Annotated in this window: 20 protein-coding genes; 1 reads left to right on the forward strand and 19 read right to left on the reverse strand. The window is 50.6% G+C overall.

The window, feature by feature from the left end; translation table 11 throughout:
• Positions 1 to 29 precede the first annotated feature (29 nt).
• From gspM to METMA_RS24095, 19 genes are all read right to left on the reverse strand, one after another.
• Positions 30 to 611, reverse strand: coding sequence for a type II secretion system protein GspM (gene gspM, locus METMA_RS0106435; RefSeq protein WP_020158252.1), 582 nt, complete (start codon positions 609 to 611; stop codon positions 30 to 32).
• A complete protein-coding gene (locus tag METMA_RS0106440) occupies positions 598 to 1710 on the reverse strand; it encodes a PilN domain-containing protein (RefSeq protein WP_020158253.1) in 1113 nt (370 codons plus the stop codon). Before METMA_RS0106440 ends, gspM begins: the two co-directional genes overlap by 14 nt.
• Positions 1685 to 2680, reverse strand: a complete 996-nt coding sequence (locus METMA_RS0106445) for a type II secretion system minor pseudopilin (RefSeq protein WP_027147093.1) — start codon at positions 2678 to 2680, stop codon at positions 1685 to 1687. The genes METMA_RS0106440 and METMA_RS0106445 overlap by 26 nt, the downstream gene beginning before the upstream one ends.
• Positions 2677 to 3384 carry a prepilin-type N-terminal cleavage/methylation domain-containing protein gene (locus METMA_RS0106450; RefSeq protein WP_232216330.1) on the reverse strand — a complete coding sequence of 236 codons (708 nt, stop codon included), beginning with the start codon at positions 3382 to 3384 and terminating at the stop codon, positions 2677 to 2679. The genes METMA_RS0106445 and METMA_RS0106450 overlap by 4 nt, the downstream gene beginning before the upstream one ends.
• 8 nt (positions 3385 to 3392) lie before the next feature.
• Positions 3393 to 3791: a type IV pilus modification PilV family protein gene (locus METMA_RS0106455; RefSeq protein ID WP_020158256.1), complete on the reverse strand. Its 399-nt coding sequence runs from the start codon at positions 3789 to 3791 to the stop codon at positions 3393 to 3395.
• A complete protein-coding gene (locus tag METMA_RS0106460) occupies positions 3784 to 4317 on the reverse strand; it encodes a GspH/FimT family protein (RefSeq protein ID WP_020158257.1) in 534 nt (177 codons plus the stop codon). Before METMA_RS0106460 ends, METMA_RS0106455 begins: the two co-directional genes overlap by 8 nt.
• Positions 4314 to 4742 carry a type II secretion system major pseudopilin GspG gene (gene gspG, locus METMA_RS0106465; protein ID WP_020158258.1) on the reverse strand — a complete coding sequence of 143 codons (429 nt, stop codon included), beginning with the start codon at positions 4740 to 4742 and terminating at the stop codon, positions 4314 to 4316. Before gspG ends, METMA_RS0106460 begins: the two co-directional genes overlap by 4 nt.
• Before the next feature lie 18 nt (positions 4743 to 4760).
• A complete protein-coding gene (locus METMA_RS0106470; protein WP_020158259.1) occupies positions 4761 to 5978 on the reverse strand; it encodes a type II secretion system F family protein in 1218 nt (405 codons plus the stop codon).
• A gap of 1 nt (position 5979) precedes the next feature.
• Positions 5980 to 7680, reverse strand: coding sequence for a type II secretion system ATPase GspE (gspE, locus tag METMA_RS0106475; protein ID WP_020158260.1), 1701 nt, complete (start codon positions 7678 to 7680; stop codon positions 5980 to 5982).
• Between the two features lie 144 nt (positions 7681 to 7824).
• Positions 7825 to 8823 carry a lipopolysaccharide heptosyltransferase I gene (waaC, locus tag METMA_RS0106480; protein ID WP_020158261.1) on the reverse strand — a complete coding sequence of 333 codons (999 nt, stop codon included), beginning with the start codon at positions 8821 to 8823 and terminating at the stop codon, positions 7825 to 7827.
• An 11-nt stretch (positions 8824 to 8834) separates the two neighbouring features.
• Positions 8835 to 9854, reverse strand: coding sequence for a lipopolysaccharide heptosyltransferase II (gene waaF, locus METMA_RS0106485; protein ID WP_020158262.1), 1020 nt, complete (start codon positions 9852 to 9854; stop codon positions 8835 to 8837).
• Complete coding sequence (locus METMA_RS0106490; RefSeq protein ID WP_020158263.1) at positions 9847 to 10770, reverse strand: branched-chain amino acid transaminase; 924 nt, start codon at positions 10768 to 10770, stop codon at positions 9847 to 9849. Before METMA_RS0106490 ends, waaF begins: the two co-directional genes overlap by 8 nt.
• Before the next feature lie 44 nt (positions 10771 to 10814).
• Entirely contained in the window at positions 10815 to 13685 is a 2871-nt protein-coding gene (glnE, locus tag METMA_RS0106495; RefSeq protein WP_020158264.1) for a bifunctional [glutamate--ammonia ligase]-adenylyl-L-tyrosine phosphorylase/[glutamate--ammonia-ligase] adenylyltransferase, read from the reverse strand.
• Between the two features lie 154 nt (positions 13686 to 13839).
• Positions 13840 to 15177: a transporter family protein gene (locus METMA_RS0106500; protein ID WP_027147094.1), complete on the reverse strand. Its 1338-nt coding sequence runs from the start codon at positions 15175 to 15177 to the stop codon at positions 13840 to 13842.
• 436 nt (positions 15178 to 15613) lie between these two features.
• Positions 15614 to 16090, reverse strand: a complete 477-nt coding sequence (locus METMA_RS24085) for a hypothetical protein (RefSeq protein WP_051114330.1) — start codon at positions 16088 to 16090, stop codon at positions 15614 to 15616.
• A gap of 22 nt (positions 16091 to 16112) precedes the next feature.
• A complete protein-coding gene (locus tag METMA_RS0106510; RefSeq protein ID WP_020158267.1) occupies positions 16113 to 16802 on the reverse strand; it encodes a C39 family peptidase in 690 nt (229 codons plus the stop codon).
• 24 nt (positions 16803 to 16826) lie between these two features.
• On the reverse strand, positions 16827 to 17189 hold the full coding sequence (locus METMA_RS0106515; RefSeq protein ID WP_027147095.1) for a hypothetical protein: 363 nt from the start codon (positions 17187 to 17189) through the stop codon (positions 16827 to 16829).
• A gap of 122 nt (positions 17190 to 17311) precedes the next feature.
• Positions 17312 to 17956 carry a hypothetical protein gene (locus tag METMA_RS26910; protein WP_156830460.1) on the reverse strand — a complete coding sequence of 215 codons (645 nt, stop codon included), beginning with the start codon at positions 17954 to 17956 and terminating at the stop codon, positions 17312 to 17314.
• Positions 17957 to 18731: 775 nt separating this feature from the next.
• Positions 18732 to 19631: a winged helix-turn-helix domain-containing protein gene (locus tag METMA_RS24095; RefSeq protein ID WP_020158271.1), complete on the reverse strand. Its 900-nt coding sequence runs from the start codon at positions 19629 to 19631 to the stop codon at positions 18732 to 18734.
• Positions 19632 to 20413: 782 nt separating this feature from the next.
• Between METMA_RS24095 and METMA_RS0106540 the strand changes: the two genes are divergently transcribed.
• Positions 20414 to 21355, forward strand: coding sequence for a peptidoglycan DD-metalloendopeptidase family protein (locus METMA_RS0106540; RefSeq protein WP_020158273.1), 942 nt, complete (start codon positions 20414 to 20416; stop codon positions 21353 to 21355).
• The last annotated feature ends 18 nt before the right edge of the window (positions 21356 to 21373 follow it).

Raw genomic sequence — 21373 nt, forward strand, 5'->3', positions numbered from 1 at the left:
CGAGGCCAATAATTTGATTAATTTAACATTCATCCTGGTGGTATTCTCATGAAACTAACGGCCTGAAAATTCACATTCAGATCATTACTCGGTTCAATCTGGCGGGTTTTTCTGTTTCTTATACCGCGCATCGGCCTTATATCGATCTGATCAACAATGATCAGCGGCACTGATGTTTCCATTTTGTACAATACCGCGCGCAACACTTCAATATTGCCGGTCATCCGGACTTTGACCATGATGCGGCTGAAGCCGTCTTTATTGCTGACCGGAAGCGCCTGCGTACTGGTCAACTGCCCGCCTGCATCGACAATCGCTTTTTTAATAAACTCCTGCACATCCGCGGACGCCAGGGCGCCGGTCCCCTGGGTATTGAAATAGCCTTGAGACAGATGCTGGGCTTTTATTTTATCCATGCCCTCGGTGACGGCAGCCTTCCTGGCCAGAATCCGCTCATATTTCTGGAGCTTGAAAACCAGTGTTTCTTTCGTGTCATGCAGCTCCATGCCCTTGCTGACAATAGGCGCAATAACGACCATGCTGAAAATCACTATAACAGCCACCAGCAGGCCTATCGCGATCCAGCGCTGCATTTTGTTATAGACCGGCACTGATGCCTCCTGCCTTATTCACATCGACGGTAATCTGGAATCGCTCAAGCCCGCTGATTCGATCTTGCGTAACCGGCGATACGAACCGGACATTGTCAAATAATGGGGATGCTTCCAGAACGGCAATCAAGGCGGATGCGGACGGCGACTCCCCCTGTATCTGCAGGTGGCCGTCCGAATACTGGGCATACGTCAGCCAGGTATCATCCTTGATTAAGGAACTTAATGCATTCAGCATGATGACAACCGATGGCGCTGAGCTTTTCACATCGACCAGCCGGCGCGACTCTTCCACCAGCGCATCGATTTCCGACTGCAGGGCATCAATTTTCCGCGCCTCTTTTTCTATGCCGTCGAGTTGCTCGTTCAAGGCATCGACCGCTTGATACTCGAACCAGACCGGCAAGGCGATTACGGCCAGCAGCAACGCGAACACCGAAACTATCAGCGCCGAATGAAACAAGGCGGCGTTTTTATCGATTTTTTCCCTGAACCGGTCCGGCAGCAGATTGTAATAATCATAGTTTTGCTCGAGATCGTTGGGCGCATCCTCGTAATCGGCGAATTTCGGCGACAGACCCAGCGCTTTTATATCCGTATAGAGCGCCTCAAGCACTTCCCGGGGAGTCAGCACCAGCATGACATTCATTTGCCCGGGCTCATGAGGGTCCGTCAGCGGCTTGACGGCGAAATAAACCTGTTCAGGCTTGAATGGGGTATATCGGTCCAACTCATACGAGACGACCTGAGCCAGATTCTCTCTTGCGGCCAGCGGCAGAACCAGCGTTTTTTGGATGGCCTGCTCCCGGGTCAATCTGAGGACGACATCCGTCTTGGCAAACCGTTCATCCTTGGCCAACAGTGCCTTAACATCGGCTATGTCTGATTCATTCCGTTCCAGCGTTGCTATTGGCTCCACCTTTCCGTTGAGGATATAAGTCATTTCCAGATGGTTGTTATCTGGCCGGATCAGAATAACGCCCTGCTTTTCGTGAACGAGCCGCTTGATTTTTTCCGGCACCAGGAAGTCGAGCTCCCGCGCCCACCAGCGGAAAAACTTCTTGAAATCCAGATCAATTGTCGAATTGAGATTCAGCATATTCTGTTACTAATAATTCGCTCATTTCATCATTAAATAATGAGATATTGCTTGCATAATTGCGCTGCCATTTCAAAATCTGAAAAGGTGAGGACTGTTGGCCAGGGAATTGCTGGCCGGCATCCGCTTTTTTTATTATTGCATTTATCATAGCGGTTGAGCCGTCGTCCAGCAGCGCTTCGGAGATTATGGTCACCGCGCCGCTTTCTCCGGCAGGAGCCGCGGGGCGATTTGTCTCATTAAGAGGCGACTCCGGCGTTAAGGCGCTGATTGCTCGCTCCCGCCTCGCTTGCAGATACTCTTCCTTCACCGCCTCGTCCATGTCCGGCATCACCTGCAATACTTCTAAAGACGCCAGTTGCAGATTGACCGTCGACTGCCCCGAATAAACGGTGATTAAATCCTGCAGCCAGTTATAAATGCGCTCATTCATGCCCAGCACCAGTTGCAACTCCTCGATGGACTGAAATGCCTTGTTTCGAGGCCGATAACTTAATCCGGCATTCTGATACTCGGCTTTCTCCGCCCCATCCATGCGCACCAGATCATCCTCATCGCGCCAGTCAAGTATGGCATTGACGAGCCCGGTCCGCAGCCCTTCATCAACGGGCGCCTGACTGATCAGCGCCTGCAGCAATGCTTCATCGGCCTTGTTAAGGTCGATTTTCCCGGTCTCGGACAGAAGCCGGACGCGTACCCTGGCATTGGCATAATCTATTTGGTAAATGCTGCCGTCCGCCGGCCAGCGCCTGGTCTCATCGGGAACCAGCATCATCATTTCCGCCAGGGCAATCCCGGACTCCGCCACGGCCATGGCCTGCGCATTGCTTTTTATACCGTCAATAACGGAGGCTTCCCGGCGCATGGTCAGCGCAAAGCTGCCGGCCATGATAGTCAATAGGCTCAATATCCACAACACAAGCACCAGAGCAAAACCTTTTTGTCTTGTCTGAGTCCTGCCCCGTATCATTCCGTCGTCTCCAAGTCCTGCCCGGTCTCTGTCGTAATGATGCCCGCATCTCCGGCCGCTTTAAGCTCGATGACCATGTCCGGCCAGAAATTTTCCTCTTCTCGCTCGATCTGAACTTTTATCAGGCGCGGCAGGATATCCCGGTTAAGCCATTCGTCCTGCCACCGACCTTCGCCGGTTTCCTGGTCCGGACCAAAATAAGACAAGGCGAAATGGCTTACATGATCTATCAGGACGGCCTCCTCTTCATTCCACGCCTCGCCTTCGGTAATGGGGAAAAATGGCGTCAACGTCACATTTATTTCCGCCCCGTCGACACGGCCGGCCCTCGGCTCCTCATCCCGGAGTCCGAGCGAAAACAGCTGCATGCCGGCACGACCGGCACTGGCGGGAAACGCGGAAACAAATTGCAGGGACTGCGCATCACCCTGAAAGGATAGCTTACTCTCTTCTTCCGTAAAGTCATTCAGCAACGGCTTGGCCGCCGATAAATGCTGTTGAAAAAAATTATAGACGACGGCCGTTTCATTGACTTCGGCGATTTTCTTTTCGCCCCGCTCCCAGCTTTGGGCGCAGATTTTCAGGCTGCCAAACAGCAGCACAACCATGATGCTTAACAAAGTCATCGCGATGAGCACTTCGATCAGGGTAAAGCCGCGCGCCAAGTCACGAGGCGAATGGCGATAACAACCGATATGTTGCAAACAGCCCCTCATAGCGCTTTATTGACGAGTCTTAAGGTGGTTAATTCGACCTGCCGGTCGTTCGCGCGGTCATCGCCCCAAGTTACCATGACCTTAACCTGGAAAAGCGCCGTCGTTGACAATGCCGGATCGAAATCTTCCATCATCGACGTGTACGGGCTGACCGAAACCAGCCAATAAAACCTATCATTTTCCACGCCCGACATCTCGCCCTGCTGCAACGGTGTTTCCACGCCTGTTTGAACCAGAAGCGACTCGGCAATCTGCACGGCGGTCGTGTATTCTTCGGCCACGGACGCCGTATTGACGCCGCCGGAAAATATCTTCAGCAGAATGCCCAGCGACAGCGCCATTATCGAAAACGCAATCAGTATTTCCAGTAGCGAAAATCCCTGCTGTTTATTCATGATCGCCGTCACCGGTATCGTCCAGGTCGATCTGGCCAGTCAGCCAATTGATATCGATGCGCCAGGCAAAATTGCCCTGCTCCAGCGTCACTCTTCCGCCTGTCGACGAACCATCGGCAAAAAAACGGATATTGCCCTGGCCATCGCCGGTCAACTCGTCTTGTGCCGTAACCAGCGTGATATCAATAGAATCAGGAAGACCGTATACCTTATCCCGGCTGCTGACCCAGTAACTGTTTTCGCCAAGGTCAAGAGTCACGGTGGTCTGTTGATGGGAAAGCAAGGCTTGTCCTCTCGCATAGCGCAATGCCGATACGATATCCCTTGCCGCGGCCCGCAACTCTGCCGACTCCCGCCCCGCCGACAGATTAAACGCGATCATTGAAAAGCCGAGAACCACGATAAAAAGCACAACCACCAGCTCAAGCAGCGTAAACCCGCTGCTCAAGGACAAGGCGCAAGGGGCACGACGCAGGCCATCGGCTGTTTTTTCCTTGCCCCCTGAGCATCGGAACTGATGCATCATTCCCAGCTGACGATATCCTGGTCTTCGCCTTCGCCGCCTTCCTTACCGTCCGCGCCTAGCGTGAACAGGTCAAATTTGCCGTGTTCGCCCGGAGATACATAATGGTATTCCTGCTGCCAGGGGTCCAATGGCATTTTGGATTTGCGCAGATAAGGGCCATTCCAGCGTTTTGCGCTGTCCGGCGATTCGATCAGTGCTTTCAATCCCTGCTCGGTAGTCGGATAAACACCCAAATCCAGTTTATACATATCCAGCGCCGCGGCCAGATCCTCAACCTGAACGCGGGCCGCTTTGGTTTTGGATTCGCCCATATGTTTCATGACCTGTGGCCCGACTATGCCGGCCAGCAGGGCGATAATGCCCAGCACGACCAGCAGTTCAAGCAAGGTAAAGCCAGTTTGTGCACGGTTTCTGTATGATTTCATTGTAGAAGGTTTTCCTTATTAAAAAGCTAAATCATTAACGCTTAAAATAGCCAGCAAAATCGACACGATAATACCCGCGATCATGACCCCCAGGGTAATGATTAAAGCCGGCTCAAGCAGTGCCAGCATGCGCTGTATCGCTACCCTAAGCTGTTTATCATAAATAGTCGCCACGCGCAGGAGCATTTCTTCCAGGCGCCCCGTTTCCTCGCCCATTTTTATCATCTGCATGGCCATTTTGGGCAATACGCCCTTTTCCAGTAAAGCATCCGACATGTTCCTGCCCTGCTTTAACTGTTCCTCGGCGTCGGCGCATACCTCAGCCAATGCCAGGTTATCGACGGTTTCACGTGCTATAGCCAGAGCAGTCAATATTGAAACACCGTTGCCCAGCAAAGTTCCCAGGGTACGGCTGATGTTGGCGGTTTCCTTGTTCAGGATGATGCTGCCGAACAGCGGCATGGACAAAAAGCGCCGGTCCCAGACCTTTTTAGTCACCGGATTGGCCAACTGATAATTTGCATAACCGTACACAAAGACGGCAATGAGCGCCAGCGTCCACCAGTAGCTTTGCAGCCATTCCGCCAAACCGACGACGATCTGGGTCGGCACCGGCAAGGCCTTGCCGGCGCTTTCGAACATCTCGGTAAATTGCGGGACGACGAATGTCAGCATCACGAACAAGGAGGCCAACGACATCACCAGCAATATCACCGGGTAGATCAACGCGGTGCTGATCGTATCCTTCAGTTCGCGAGAGCGCTCCAGATACTCCGACAGCCGCGTCAATACTTCGCCCAGGCTGCCGCCCGCCTCGCCGGCGCGGATCATGTTGATATAGAACTTGGTAAACACGCCGGCCTGTTTCTCCAGCGCATCGGCCAGGGAAGAACCGCCTTTGACTTGCTCCAGAACCCGTCCGATCAGCCTGCTCAGGCGCTCGTTGTCTGCCGTCAAGTCCATCAATACCGACAGAGACCGGTCCAGCGGCAAGCCGGATTCCAGCAAGGTCGCCAGCTCACCGGTCAATAAGCCGACCTCTTTTTGCGACAGATGCGACTGCCTGGCGCCCAGCCTGAATCCAAGGAACGATCTGGCGCTGGCCGGCGCCACGCGAATCGGTATGTAGCCTTCCGCTTGCAGCGCCGCAATCAGAAGCGGCTCGTCGACGGCGTCGCGAACGCCTTCCTCGGTCTCGCCGAGGCTGTTGATCGCCTTGTAGGAAAATAACGCCATGTCAGCTTTCCGCGGTTACGCGCATCACTTCCTCCAGGGTCGTGATGCCTTCTATGGCCTTGCGCAGACCGTCATCGCTCATGGTGGTCATGCCTTGTTCGATAGCCAGCTTCTGAATGGCGCCGGCCTCCTCGTGCGCCATGATCAGCTTCCGGATCGGATCGGTCATCGGCAGGAATTCGATAATGGCCAGACGCCCACGATAACCCAGCCCGCCGCAGGCCGGGCAACCGACCGGCTTGTACAAGACGACATCGCCTTCAGGCACGAAACGGCGCAAATGCCTGTCTTCGACAACAAGGGGCGATGCAACGTAAGACTCCTTACATTCGGGGCACAGCTTTCTGACCAGTCGTTGCGCCAATATGCCGTTGACGGTGGACGTGAGCAGATATTCCTCCAATCCCATATCCAGCAAACGCGTGATACCGCCGGCGGCATCGTTGGTATGCAGGGTCGACAATACCAAATGCCCGGTCAGCGCCGACTGCACGGCGATTTTCGCCGTCTCCAGGTCACGCATCTCGCCGATCATGATGACATCGGGGTCCTGCCGGACGATGGAACGCAACGCTGAAGCGAAAGTCAAGCCGATCTGCGGCTTGGCCTGAATCTGGTTGATGCCTTCCAGCTGATATTCCACCGGGTCTTCGACCGTAATGATCTTGCGCTCGGAGGTATTCAGCAGCTTCAGAGCCGCATACAGCGAGGTCGATTTGCCGCTGCCGGTTGGACCGGTAATCAGGATGATGCCGTGCGGCTGCGCCAACACGTCGACAAACTGATACAAGTGATTGCCGGAAAAGCCCAGTGACTCGAAATCGAATACAGTACTTTCCTTATCGAGCAACCGGATCACGACACTTTCACCGTACATCGTCGGAATGGTCGACACGCGCAGGTCCAGCTCCTTGCCGAGCATTTGCACCTTGATGCGGCCATCCTGCGGCAGGCGGCGTTCGGCGATGTTCAGCTTCGCCATGATCTTGATACGTGAAATAACGGCGGCCGTCGATTTAACGGGCGGCGCATTGATATCCTGCAGTACGCCATCAATACGCAGCCTGACTTTCAGGGTCTGCTCGAACGGCTCGATATGGATATCCGACGCGCGCATCTCGATGGCGCGCTGCATGATCAGGTTGACCATTTTGATGACCGGCGCTTCACTGGCCAGGTCTTTCAAATGCTCTAGGTCTTCCTCTGCCGCGTCATCGAACTTGAGGTCATCGACGATCCTGTCCATCTGCGAGCGGCCTTCGCCGTACTGGATTTCCAGCGCCGCATCGATTTCCGACAGCAATCCGACTTTGGGGATGATCGCTTTGCCGGTCGCCAGCTTCAGGGCATCGATCACAAACTGGTCTTCAGGGTCCATCATCGTGACCGTGATGGCATCATCATTATTATCGATGCCGATGACATGGTGCTGCTTTAAAAACCGCAGGGAGACGCTTTCCGGCAATTGCATCTCCAGCGGATACTGATCAGCCGTCACCTTCTCAAACTCTCCCGATTCGACAAACGCATCGGCCACATCGAGTTCGGAACACAAGCCCAGCTTGACCAGCAGTTGCGGCAGGTTTTCCGAGACGGCCGTTTTCTTTATGCGCTCTACTTTGTTCAATTCCGCGGCCGACAGTTTATCCTTGGCCTGTAGCGATTTCAGTAAATCCTGGTATGCGCTTGCTTGCTCTGTCATATGATTCTGTCTCGCCTGTGCTTGCGAGCATATAGCCTTGCTGTTAAATAAATCCGGCTCACCGGCAGGTTTTCTTATAAACCAACCGGGCCCCGGCTTTCAACCCCTGGTGTTGCGTTTAAACTGTCGTTTCCTTAGTTTTACTCACAGGCCCAATAAAGCGCGGGCCTTGTCGATAATTTCATGTTCGCCGATCTCCCTGATCGAATAATCCTGTTTGTTCAATTTATAGGGATTAACGATTGACGCCGATTTAACCACTTTGTTGATATCGGTCTGATACACGCGACTGACCGGCGTCGGACCGAAAATCGTGATGGATGGTCTGTTCAGGGCCCAGGCCATATGCGTCGGCCCCGTGTCGTTGCCGATCAGCAGGTCGGCCCTGGCAATCAGGGCCTTTAGACTGTTCAGATCCAGTTTCGGCATGACACGGATATGGCACGTCTGCGCGGCCATCGCATCGGCGGTGCTTTTCTCCTGCTCATTGCCCCAGACGACCAGACAGTTTTGCTGCATCGCTTCGGCAATTTTTACAAATTTGTCGGCCGGATAGTTCCGGCTTTCCCAGGTAGAACCGATGACCAGCACAATATTGCGCCGATCCTGCCGCAAATAATCATAGAGGCCTTGATCTTCATGACGGTAAAACAAAAACGGCTTTTTCCCGAGAATTTGCTCCCTGCTGATGCGGATGTCTAAAGGTTCCGACAGCACCGTGGCATTCCGGTCGATGGTATTGGCATCGTAAGCGCAAGCCACTTTAACATCATAAAACCAGGAAGCGGCTTTTTCCCTGATCGAGTCGGCATCGAAACCGGCAACGTGTTTACCCAGCAGCCTGGCCGTAACCGCCGATTTGATCAGACCCTGCGCATCAATCACCAGATCATAATGGTTGCCAGTATAACCGCGAATTGTTTTGAACTGCTTAAAAAAAGCCATCTTATTGATTTTTAACGACTTAAGATTAACCGTCAAGATGTTATCGATATCGGGATTGTCGTGCAACACGCCGGCAAAGCGCTCCTCCACGATCCAGTCTATGCGACTATCGGGCAGAGCGGCCTTGATGAATTGCAGCGCCGCCATGGCATGCACGATATCACCCAGGGCGGACAGTTTGACAATGGCAATTCTCACAACCGGCCTGCTCAGTCCGCGGTTATCAGGTCGAGTACCTGGCCGGGCCGGATTTCAGTCAGGCAGCGCGTATGCCCCTGCGGGCACTCGCGCTTGAAACAGGGCGCGCAATCAAGATTCAATGACAGGACTCGGGCTTGTTGATTAAGCGGTGGCGTAAAGCCGGGGTCCGAGGAACCGTATACTGCCACGGTTTTCCTGTCCAGCGCGGCGGCCACATGCATCAAGCCCGAGTCATTGGTCACGACGGTGTTGGCTAGCGACAGCAAATCGACCGCTTCGGCCAGTGACGTGCGGCCACTGAAATCGATGCACTGCCGCCCGGTTTCTTGGTTGATGCTTTCCGCGGCGTCCTTGTCCTTGTCGGAGCCGAACAGCCAGACCTGCCAGCCCTGCGCGATTTTTTGCCTTGCCACCTCTGCATAATAGCCGGCCGGCCAGCGCTTGGCAGGCCCGTATTCGGCGCCGGGGCACAAGGCCAGGATTTTTTCCGACGGCGTCAGGTTGAATTGTTCGATCACCTGCCGCTGCCTGTCCGCGTCAATCACGATGCGCGGCACCGGATAATCGGGCGGCAAGGACGCCGTTTTCGGCAGGCCCAGCGCCACAAAGCGCTGCACGGTCATGGTCAGCCGTTTTTTATCCAATTTGCGGGCGTCGTTGAGCAAGCCCCAGCGGCATTCGCCGACGTAACCGGTACGCACGGGGATATCGGCAAAAAAAGGCGTTAAGGCCGACTTCCAGGAATTAGGCAGCAGAATGGCCTGATTGTAGCCTGCCGAGCGCAACTGCCGGCCCAGCCTGATACGATCCATCAAGCCGAACTGGCCGTGCGTCAACGGCATGGCGATAGCCGAGGCCACTTCCGGCATGCGTTCCAGCAGGGAAAAAGTCCATGCCGGCGCCAGCACATCGATCCGGCACTCTGGCTCAGCCTGTTTCAGCGTGATGAACAGGCTTTGCGCCATGACCATGTCGCCGACCCAGGACGGGCCGACGACCAGAATCTTCGCGGCTTTACTGTCAGGCAACGTTAGTCAACCAGTCGGCGTGATCGTCCCGGCGGCCATGCACGTAGTCGAAATACAGAGACTGCAGTTTCTCTGTCACCGGACCGCGGCTGCCGCTGCCGATGATTCTTCCATCCAGCTCCCTGATCGGCGTGACTTCGGCGGCCGAACCGGTAAAGAACGCCTCGTCGGCGACATAGATCTCATCGCGGGTAATGCGTTTTTCGATCAGTTCCAGGCCTTGCTCCCTGGCGATCGTGATAATCGTATCGCGGGTAATGCCTTCCAGCGCCGAAGTGGTTTCCGGCGTGTAGATCTTGCCGTTGCGCACGATGAACAGGTTTTCGGCACTGCCTTCGGCCGCATAGCCCTCGTGGTCCAGCAGCAGCGCTTCGTCATAGCCGCTGGCCAACGCTTCCTGTAATGCCAGGATGGAGTTGATATAGTTGCCGTTGGCCTTGGCCTTGCACATGGTGCTGTTGATATGGTTTTTGGTATAGGAAGAGGTGCGGATGCGGATGCCGTTTTCAATGCTGTCGGCCCCCAGATAAGCGCCCCATGACCAGGCCGCGACCATGACGTGAACTTTCAGGTTATCGGCTCGCAGCCCCATGCCTTCCGAGCCGTAGAAGCACATGCTGCGGATGTAAGCGCTGTCCAGGTTATTTTTGGCGACCGCATCGCGATGCGCCTGATTAAGCTCTTCCTTGCTATAAGGCATTTTCATGTTCATGACATGCGCCGAGCGGAACAAGCGATCCGTGTGCTCCGCCATTCTGAATATCGCCGTGCCTTTTTCCGTCTTATAGGCTCTCAGGCCTTCGAAGACACCCAGGCCGTAATGCAAGGTATGCGTCAATACATGGACTTTAGCTTCCCGCCATTCAACCCATTGCCCATCCAGCCAAATAACGCCGTCTCTATCGTCCATCGTCATTGTTTGTTCTCCAACATTAGTGTGTGTTTATAATTGCTTGATTTTTATTCCATAAAATCGTGCCATAGTTGTTCGACCCGAGCCTTCATCCCGGCAATTTCAGTTTCATCGATAACGGCACGATCGCCTTGTAAAACCAGTTTATGACCATAATCACGATAGGCGCAGTACACGGCTTTAAGCGTTTCCGCCTGGTCTTTAGACATAAAGCCTTGCGCCTGCAAGCCGTCCAGCAGCCTGATATTGTCCGTATAGGTAGTCAATGCGACGTTTTTCGACGCCTGATCTAAAACGCCGAATTGTACTATAAACTCAATATCCGCAATACCGCCTTTGCTTTGTTTTAGGTCAAACTTGTCCGCCGCGGCCGAAACCAATGCGGCGCGCATCTTTTCGCGCATTTCCCGGACTTCCTTTTTCAACCGTTCGGTGTCGCGCGGCAGGCTCAAGATCCGGCGCCGGATGGCTTCATAGTGTTCCTTGAGCGCCGGATCGCCGGCGATGAAACGCCCCCGGACCAGCGCCTGATGTTCCCAGGTCCAGGCCTGGTTTCTTAAATAGTCCTCGTAAGCGTTGATATGGCTGACCAGAAGCCCCGAATTACCGCTGGGCCGCAGGCGCATATCGACATCATAAAGCACGCCGGATAATAGCTTGGTATCGAGTATGTGCCGGACTTTCAGCCCCAGGCGTCCGTAAAACTGCATGCTTGGAATCGGCTTCGGACCGTCGGTCAAGGCATTGCCGTCTTCGCAGTCATACAAAAACACCATATCCAGGTCGGAACCGTAACCCAGCTCGATACCGCCCAGCTTGCCAAAACCGAGCACGGCAAAACCGATGGCTTTATTATCGCTGCCGGGCGGAAAACCGTGTTTTTCAGTCAGCATCAGCCATGCGCGCTCGACGACATGCTCGACGATGCATTCGGCAATATAGGTCAGGTAATCGCTGACCACCATCAACGGAATGGCGCCCATGATATCGGCTGACGCAACCCTGAGCACATTCAACTGCTTGAATTGCCGCAACACAATCATCAGTTGTTCCAGGTCCTGAATCTCTATTTGCGCCAGCAAAATCTTCAATTGCGCATCAAGATCGGCTTTTTTCAGCGGTTCAAACAGCGAGCGCGTATCGAGCAGTTCATCGAACAGAATTGGATACATCGCCAGATAATCGCTGATCCAGGGACTGGCCGACGACAGGCGGATCAATTGGGCCAGCGCGCCCGGATTTTCGGCCAGCAACGCCAGATAAACGTTTCTGCCGGCAACCGCTTCAAATAACTTGAGGATGCGCTTTAGGGTTTCATCGGGGTTATCGACCCGCGGCATGGCTTCTATCAATTGCGGCATCAGGCGGTCGAGGACGCCGGCGCCCTTGGCGGTCAATCTTCTGACAGCCAGCGAATTTTTAAACGCCTTGATGACGGCCAGTATCTCATCGGCCTGGTCGATACCATACTCTCTAAGATTATCAGCCAGTTCTTCATCATCTGCCGTACAGTTCCAGATCTTCTGACCGCGTCTGTTGACATCATCCTTTTTCGACAGTGAGAAAACCTGATCAAAAACATTGTGCACCTGGGTTCTGACCTGGTCCAGATCGGCTTTAAAAGTGGCCCAGTCGGGATAGTCCAGAGAATAGGCCAGAACATCCCGCACGGCCGGATCGGTCGGCAAATCATGCGTTTGCCGGTCCTGGTATTGTTGAATATGGTTTTCCACCCGGCGCAGGAAGCGGTAAGACGCAGTTAATTCTTCGGCATCTTTGTTTGTCAGCAGATTCAACTCGCCGAGCCGCTGCAGAATAGCCAGGATGCCGCGCTTTTGCAGCGTGTGCTCGTTGCCGCCGCGAATCAGCTGAAAGGCCTGGCCGATGAATTCGATTTCGCGTATACCGCCCGGACCGAGCTTGATATTCTCCATGCGGTCCTTGCGCTTCAGTTCCTGCATAATCTGCAACTTTAACGAGCGCAGTTCCTCGAAAGCGCCGTAATCGAGATATCGCCGGTACACGAACGGCTTCAGCATGGCCATCAGTTGCGCGCCGGCGTTAAAGTCGCCCGCAACCTGACGGACCTTGATCATGGCGTATCGCTCCCATTCCCGGGCCTGGGTCTGGTAATAGATTTCCATGCCATCGAAATTCATAATGACAGGGCCGCTGTCGCCATACGGCCTGAGTCGGATATCCGTCCTGAACACGAAGCCGTCAGGAGTAGTCTCATCGAGCACCTTGATCAGGCTCCGACACAGGCGGGTAAAGAATTCGCCATAGGTGGTCTGTTTTCGGTCATTTAAAACGCCGTCTTCGGCATAGGCAAAAATCAGGTCGATATCGGATGAATAATTCAGCTCGTAAGCGCCCAGCTTGCCCATGCCCAACACAATCAATTGCTGCGGGCTGCCATCAGCCAGCACAGGCGTGCCGCGCAGTTCACAGGCTTTCCGATAAAGAAAATCCAGCGCATATTGAATGCACGCATCGGCTAATAGTGACAATTCATGCAGCGTTTCGTTCAAATCCGCCCATCCGGCCAAATCGCGCCAGGCAATCCTGACCATTTCCCGTCGACGAAAACGACGCAATTCAATCATCAGCGAGGCTTCGGAATCGATCGACAGCTTTGCCAAGCGGTTAAGATAACCCGTCTCGTCGTAACTTAGGAACAGGTCCCCCGAATTCACCAGATCGACGATTATTTCAGGCCGGCGCATACAGCTTTCCGCAACGAAACAGCTCGAGCCCCAGACTTTGACCAGCGAAGAGGTGAATTCCGGCGTTGCCTGAAAAGTCAGATCCGACTCCGAGAGCCGTTCCCACCATGCCGCCAGGGATGACGATACGCTGGTTTTTAGCGATTCGGGTAATGAGGCAAATTCAGTTGCGAGATTATTGATAAAAGACATGATCGACACACAGACCTGGAAAACCACATGATAACCAATACATGAACGGATGCAGAAGATGTATTTGTCCGAAGCGTGGTGAAAATCGATCAGTAAATGTTATACCGAGGGACGGTATGAGGCATAACTTGCACTGCTTATGGGAACGGACGGATTATGAACCGGGCGAGAGAAAATCAAAAGTCATCGGCATCCTGAAATTAAGTTTAACGTCTTGCGCATCATCCGTGGTACCTATGCCGAGCGATAAATTGAAAGTCGTTTTTGGCGAATATTTAAACGAATACCCCACCAGCAGCTGGCCGATATCCAATTCGCTGCCTTCCAGACGCACGTCATTAATTTTGGAATTAAAGACATGCTTGTGCGAGTACCCCAGGCTAAACGATGAACGCTCGTTAATTCCAAAACCGAGGCCAAAGCTCCAACCTAACGTATCCCCAGGATCAACATCGCCAATACTCTCGGTCGTTTCGGCATTGTAACTGTAGCTAAGATTACCGAAAAAAACGGCCGGATCGGTTGGATACAGTGCCGTAATACTTGGCTGCAGGCTGAAATACCCGGCCCCGGTCGGCAATTCCGTTGGAAATTGCGCGCCCGGCACGCCTTGGGCAAGCTCATACTCTACGTCGAACGGGCTTTTCCCTGTCGGCACCGTAGCCACTAAATTGCCGATGAGAATCGGCCATCCCCCGTTTCCGTCAGTCAGCTGATAACGTGCCGCGAACTCCAGATCACCTATGTCATAGCCGTTGGCATTGAATGTTTCATCAATGCCCGCGCCAATGCTCACAGGCCGTGAGCGCTGAATGTCTTCCCGGTAGACATAGGGGATTTTAAATTCCAGCTCAAGCAGATCCGTTGCGCCATACCGGGCGCCCAGACTGCCGATAAAGCTGTGTCTTTTAATTTGCCGAAGATCGATAAGGCCAATAGCAATGGCAGGAAGGAATGTGAAAGCATCGAGAAATACCCGGTCATTATCGGTATACGCGTATTCCAGCGCCGGCTCGATAACGAGTTTGCCCTTTCTGGTTAATACGCCGCCCACAGTCTCACTTAAACGGGGCAGCTCCGGCGGCTTTGGTTTTTCTTTTTTTTCCGGGGGCGCCTGGCCAACAGGCTTGGATGGAAGGGGGCTGGACGACTTTGTCCGGTTAGCTGGTTTCGCGGCTGTCGCCACTACTGGAGGCTTGGACGCCTTTTTGACGGGCGCCGGCTTACTCCCGTCCGCCTGGTTTGATAACGAATCAAGGCGCGCTTTTAATATCTGGAGTTGCTTGCCCTGTTCAGCAATGATTCGCCGCTGCTTCTCGAATTCTTTTTGCTGCTCGATAAACAGCTTTCGGTATTGTTCAATGGAATCGTCCCCTTGCGCGATGGTTTCGGCAAACCCCTCACTATAAAACACCGCAAATACGCTAAAAATAAATCCGTTAAGAATCCCCAGGAGAGAAAATCTGACACTCCCAATTTTGGCTAACTTCATTTATTTCACTTCCATTTTATAACTGATAAGAGTAAACAACAGCCTTTCCCTGATTTAATAAACTACTAACCACTTCAAAAAGAATGAAGTTGCGATCGGCAATTAAAATAGAAAGTACTGCTTGAATGAACTACGACTGGAATTGATCCCCCTTTCAACTATCTGGCTTAATATGGGTATATAGAATATTAAGTACATCGTGAAATCCGGCAACGAATAGTTATTGTTAATTTATTTTCTTTTTTTATATTCTTTTACCGATTACCGGGCAATTAGCAGTTTTACTTAAGTAAAATTACTTACCCGTATGAGATAATTGGATTTAATTGATTGCATTGGGAATTTTCCAATGTGCGTGGGATGGCCTCACAATCAATATGAAAGTTTCAAGCCATTATATTGATGCGCTAAATTGATTCACTGCAATGTGATACGGTTATTGAAAGGAAGGCACGACAAGATCGCGAAAAGTGTTGGCATTAATATCCCGATTCAAGTTTTTCAAGCCCCCCAAATCAATATTAATCGTGGTAAGGGTCTTAATAGCCTGATTGTCCAGGTTGTTCTGGATCACGGAATTCAATGCGTTACCAACCCAAGTAGACGCCAGGTTTTGTGAGCCGTTCTGAAAAAGCGCAGCGTTATTAGGCAATTGAAAAACAGAGGTGAAAGTTTGCTCACCATTCAAATAAATCGCCTTCTCCAGACTGAAATCAATGGTTATCCCATTCGGCAAAACAAAACCGCCGCGCAATTGCGCCAAGTCGGTATCGGGAGCACTCTCCCAATTGCTGAAGGACCTGTCGGCCTCAGCCGGCAAATCAGCCGCCAAAGCCTGACAAGTAAAACCTGCCATTAGCCAAAATATAATGTTGGAAAATTTTCGGCACGGCTTGAATCGATAGTCTTTCATCTTGATAACCTCAATCAAATCGTTAAAAATCCCAAGGTCCAGGCCGCAATAAATTGAATTCGCCTAAACTGGATCGATCGACTACAGTATCTGACGGCGACTTCGCCCGAAGCGCCCACTCCTCCTTGTCCTGAAAACGTGCCGTTCTGTTTGGTTGATTCTTAATTAAAAAAAGAATTCGGTTGCCCCACATTTCCTGAAACTCGTCCCGGGGTATCGTTTTCAAGCCCACAGCCGGGTCGCCGACCAGAACTTCCCGATCATTGAGCCCTTTTATAATCACAAAATGCAAATAGCCCTTATGATCGATAATGGTAATAGCCGGGGCATTGGCGTCACTCAACTGGTCCAGGTTGATTTTGTATCCATTAGCCTGATAGCCTCGCCTCTCCAGATAAAACTTCATATCCAATAACGAAAATCCCTTTTTCTGTATCAGCTGTTGATCGCCATTTTGATACATGTCGACAAATACGCTTTGTTCATCGACGGCATCGCCGTAATGATAGGTCAACAGACTCGCTAAAGTTGCCGAGCCGCAACTAAAATCATATTGTTGCCTGTAGACGGTCTTGAATCGGCGTTCAGCGAAACTGGTCACAGGAATACTGAAATTCCCGCCTCCCGCGATCCCGTTAAAATCGATAGCGCCTGCATGACTACTGAATGCGGGCAAGATAAAAAAAACGCCTGTAACGATCAATCGTTTCATACCGCGTCCTGTCCTATAAACTTCTTAAGGCATGATTGTCACATTCACGATAGTCGCATCCTGAATCACAACATTGTTACCTGAATTTTGAATAACTGAATTGAAGCCGCTTGAATCAGAAAATGCGCCTGAATTTATAACATTGAAGCCCGTAACGCTATTATTGACGTCATTGCCGCTTAATGTGGCCCGCACGTTCATGTTATTAAGCGCCGTGAAATCCACGCCCTCACGGCCTCGCTCATTTTCCAGCTCTTCAAGTAATACGGCGTCAGCCTGTAAAAAAGCCATATCACTCTGCTCATCGGTTGAATCAGCAGTAGCCCCCCGGATTGGCGCCAGGGCGACAAGGAGAGTCAATAAACCCGCCTTTACAATCGTATCCATAATATCCTCCATTCCGTTATATAGACTTGTTATTTACAGCACCTGTAAAAGCCGGCGAGCTCTCATTCGCTCACCGGCAAACTTCATCAACTAAAGCTAAACGTTCAGCTTATATAGCTTGTTTATTGGTTGACGTTTACGTTGCCTTGAAAAGAAACTTGTTGCTGAACCAGAGCACCAGATCCAGTGTTTTGTACCATTTGGTTAATACCGGCGGTGCCATTGAACGCATCAGTGATGTTATTGCTGGCGGTGTAAGTGGCAGTATCTTCACCGGACCAGTTAGGAGCGGTGCCTGTGCCTGTAACGGTACCGGCCAAGGTTGATTCGTTAACCTTATAGTCAGCAGTAGCATCACCGCCATTGGCGGCTGCAGAGCCGTTTCCTGATCCAACTGAGGCGGTACTGTTATTGCTATCGTTTGTGCTGCTGTTCGAATTGTCGGCTGTATTATTGCTGCTGTTTACGCTGCTGTTCGAATTGTCATCAGTATTATTGCTGCTGTTTGTGCTGTTGTTCGAATTGTCGTCTGTATTATTGCTGCTGTTTGTGCTGTTGTTCGAATTGTCGTCTGTATTATTGCTGCTGTTTGTACTGCTGTTTGAGTTATCGTTCGTACTGTTGTCTGAGTTATCTATGGTTGATGTTGAGGTTATAGTATTTTCATCACCATCTATCTCGTTAGTAGGCTGTGCCCATGCACTCGTAACCGACCCCAAAGCCAACAGAATACCTGCTGCTAAGATTTTTTTCTTGAATTGGTTCATGTCTTTGACTCCATATTTTAGATAGAAGACCATCAGATTTTTCTGATGAATTTGGATGAGCTGTAGGTTCCGCATGTTATAAAAACGGCTAAACCACCAGCTATCTCGACTAATAGTGTCAAGCAAGACCTCTTAAATTTCCATAGAACTGCTCTAAAATAATACTTAAAATAAGCCAATATATAAGTTATTGCCTTTCCGGGAAATACGAACTGGTTACCAATGAAATATCCTAATATCCTAGAAATACCGCGCAATTTGAATACCCATAGCTGACAGTATTTATTTAAATGACATTAAGCAATCCAAAGGCATTTTCAGCATTCGGGTTAGTTCTTAAATAATGATTTAAGGGACCATTGCCCGATCGAACAAATCAACCCGGAATATTTAAAAACCGGCCAACAACAGCTAACTCCAGAACTATGCGGCTAACAAAAATTATTCTTCCCCTTCATGACCCCATTATTATCGGCATTACAGAATGCGTAAATTACCGATATCAATAGCTATTGCAACCTGAAAAAACGAGGCTGTAATAAAAATGATTTTTTGCTTCAAGAATTCAGACGATTTTCTTTATCTCCTCGGTGCGCGGTTATGTTAATCCTGTACCCCGGCTTGCCTGGGATAAAGTATTTTTATGCCTATTCAAACCTTGCAAGAACGCAAGTTAATTAATTAGGCCCTGACAGATCCAACCGGTCCCTCGCGCAGTCCCAAAGCTTGATCACGGGCCACTATTGTATGTTAGTCACGCCTTGACGGAAATTTTCTACTGCGCCGCGGGCACAATGGAACGCCATGGGCCTAGATCGGTATAGTTCTCTTCCGGGTCTTTTCCTTCAGAACCTCCCCGGGCATCCAGCCTGTACCCGAAACCCTTAACAGTCAAAATCCACTGCGGGTTATCGGGATCTTCTTCGATCTTTTTCCGTAGCAAGTGCATGTATTGATAAAGATCGGATTTGGTTGCGCGGTTATTTCCCGGCCAGAGATGCTGAATAATCTCTTCGGCCATCAGCACGCGATCAACATCCCTGGACAGCAACTCGAACAATTCAAATTCCTTACGAGTAAGATCGATATTTTTACCGTGCAACGAAACAGTTTTGAAACGCCGATCAATCTGAAAAGGACCGACGACCCCATATTCACCATTTCCGCTTTTCGTCAGCGTTTCATATTGCACCGCATCTAACGGCTGCCGTGATGCACTACTTTTATCGCGATGGAACGCTCTCCGGTCCGCCACAGAGCGCCTTTCCTGCATTCGTCTTTCGTTTTGCACATGGGCATGCTGATTGAATTTCTTCCGAAGATATCCGTCAAGCTGTTCAATAATAAGCGGCTCATCAAAGAAAGTATCTATCCATGAATCTGGTTTGTCTTTCAGTGCGGAACTGTATTCCTTATTACGTAGTGCACATACCGGTATACGATGATTAATGATCATTTCCTGCAATGCTTGCCAATCGTCTTTCTTCAATGAAACCACCGCCCAACGCATATCCAGGATAATCAGATCCAAATGGGTTTTAAAAACCGCTTTAGTGATTTTCTTATCATCCGTCAGCTCAAGAAAAGTATAGTGCTGCGCATGACAATAACCTTTCAATAATCCCCGATAATAGTGGTCCGTACTGATAAATAAAATTTGAAGATTTGCATTCATATTTAATCTCACTTTTCATTAAGCCACTTCACTAGCTTAAGCTCGGCAGCCTATGGAAAAAGACAAATAAGCCTTTGATTATTTATTGATAAGTTTCAAATAACAACGCAAAAATGAAATACGTAAATCTCCGTCTCCCGTAAGACTCTGAATTCACTATGATCCGAGTAAACGATTTGCCGGAGATCCTTCTGGTGACTATGAAAATAAAATCGACATGCCCATGCAAAAAATAACCTGATTATCAGATTACCCTTGCCTGTATTAAGCTTACACTAGTCTCAATTTAATTCAGACTTGGTGTTTTTTAAGGATCATAACTCAAACCTATCATCAATATAATTAGTAATACTGCTTAGTTAGGGTTAACACTATAGAAACTTTGAAAGAATTAATGAAAACGCTCTGAAAATTCTTGTTCACCACAAAGATCACGAAAGTCACGAAGAAGAAAATCAAGCTAATCAGAAACTTAAGTCCAACACTCTCGATTGCTGTTTCAGCCGCAATTCCAGCGCCTCCACCCTTGATGGCATTCGTGTCCGTCATGGTTAAACCCTTTAAATTGAATACTTTCACATTCTCTATACTCCTGGCACAAACCGATATATAAATAGACAAGTAAAAAGCATGTATTATCTAAACTCCTTAACAATTTATAAGGCCGGAAAGATTACCAGGCGCTGAGACTATATTTGAATTACAAAACTTCAGTTTCGACCTTAAAAGAAGCATATATAATGCTTACGAGCAGGTCGATTGATTTTGGCCTGGAGTAACATATGAAACCTTCAACATTAATTTTTATACTGCTGACGTTAATTTCATTTACTGCCACGGGTAAGAAACTCTATAAATTTCAAGATGCGCAAGGCATCTGGCATTTTACCGACCAGCCGCCGAAAACCGGGCAACCGGTAACTGTCAGGCAGATGAAAGTGGCAAGCAAGCAACGCGTCTGGCTCTTGAAATCCGACGAAAAGCAGCCAAAATTTTATATCCGCAACGATTATGCGGGCCCCGTGGAAGTCGAAGTCAGCTTTTCCGAACAGGAAAACGCCCGCGCACTACCGGAACTTCCCCAGCGGTTTGTGATTGCACCGGGGGAATCAGAGACACTTTTCGAAGTAGGCGGAATTAATGAAAATGAAGCCTGGCGCTTTACCCTTCAATACCGTTACGCCATCGGCTCCCCTATAACTGAATATACGGCCATGGAAAGCTATTTGCCACCGATTGCTCCGGGTGCCTCGTTTCAAATATCCCAGGCTTTCGAAGGCAATTTCAGTCATACCGATGAGCAGAACAAATATGCGGTGGACATTGTCATGCCGATAGGCACACCTGTTTATGCAGCTAAATCGGGAATGGTCATGGAAGTCATCAATGACTTTTACAAAGGCGGTCCTAACGAAGCCTATAGCTCAAAAGCCAATAGCATCAGAATCTTGCACGACGACGGCTCGATGGCGATTTACGCCCATTTGGAAGAGGATAAAGCCCGGGTTTACCCTGGCTTGAAGGTAATAGCCGGCCAATTGCTCGGTTATTCCGGCAACACCGGCTTTACTTCCGGCCCGCATTTGCATTTTGCCATACAGATTAATAAGGGCATGAAACTGGTTTCCGTGCCTTTTACCTTTGCAAATGCCATGGGGCAGGCGGAAGAGCCGGTCGCTGGAGCCTGGCTTAAAGGCATTGCCGCGTCCATGGCCGGCAACTAAGGAACGCGCACAAAATAA

This window comes from Methylobacter marinus A45 (assembly GCF_000383855.1).
GTDB lineage: Bacteria > Pseudomonadota > Gammaproteobacteria > Methylococcales > Methylomonadaceae > Methylobacter > Methylobacter marinus.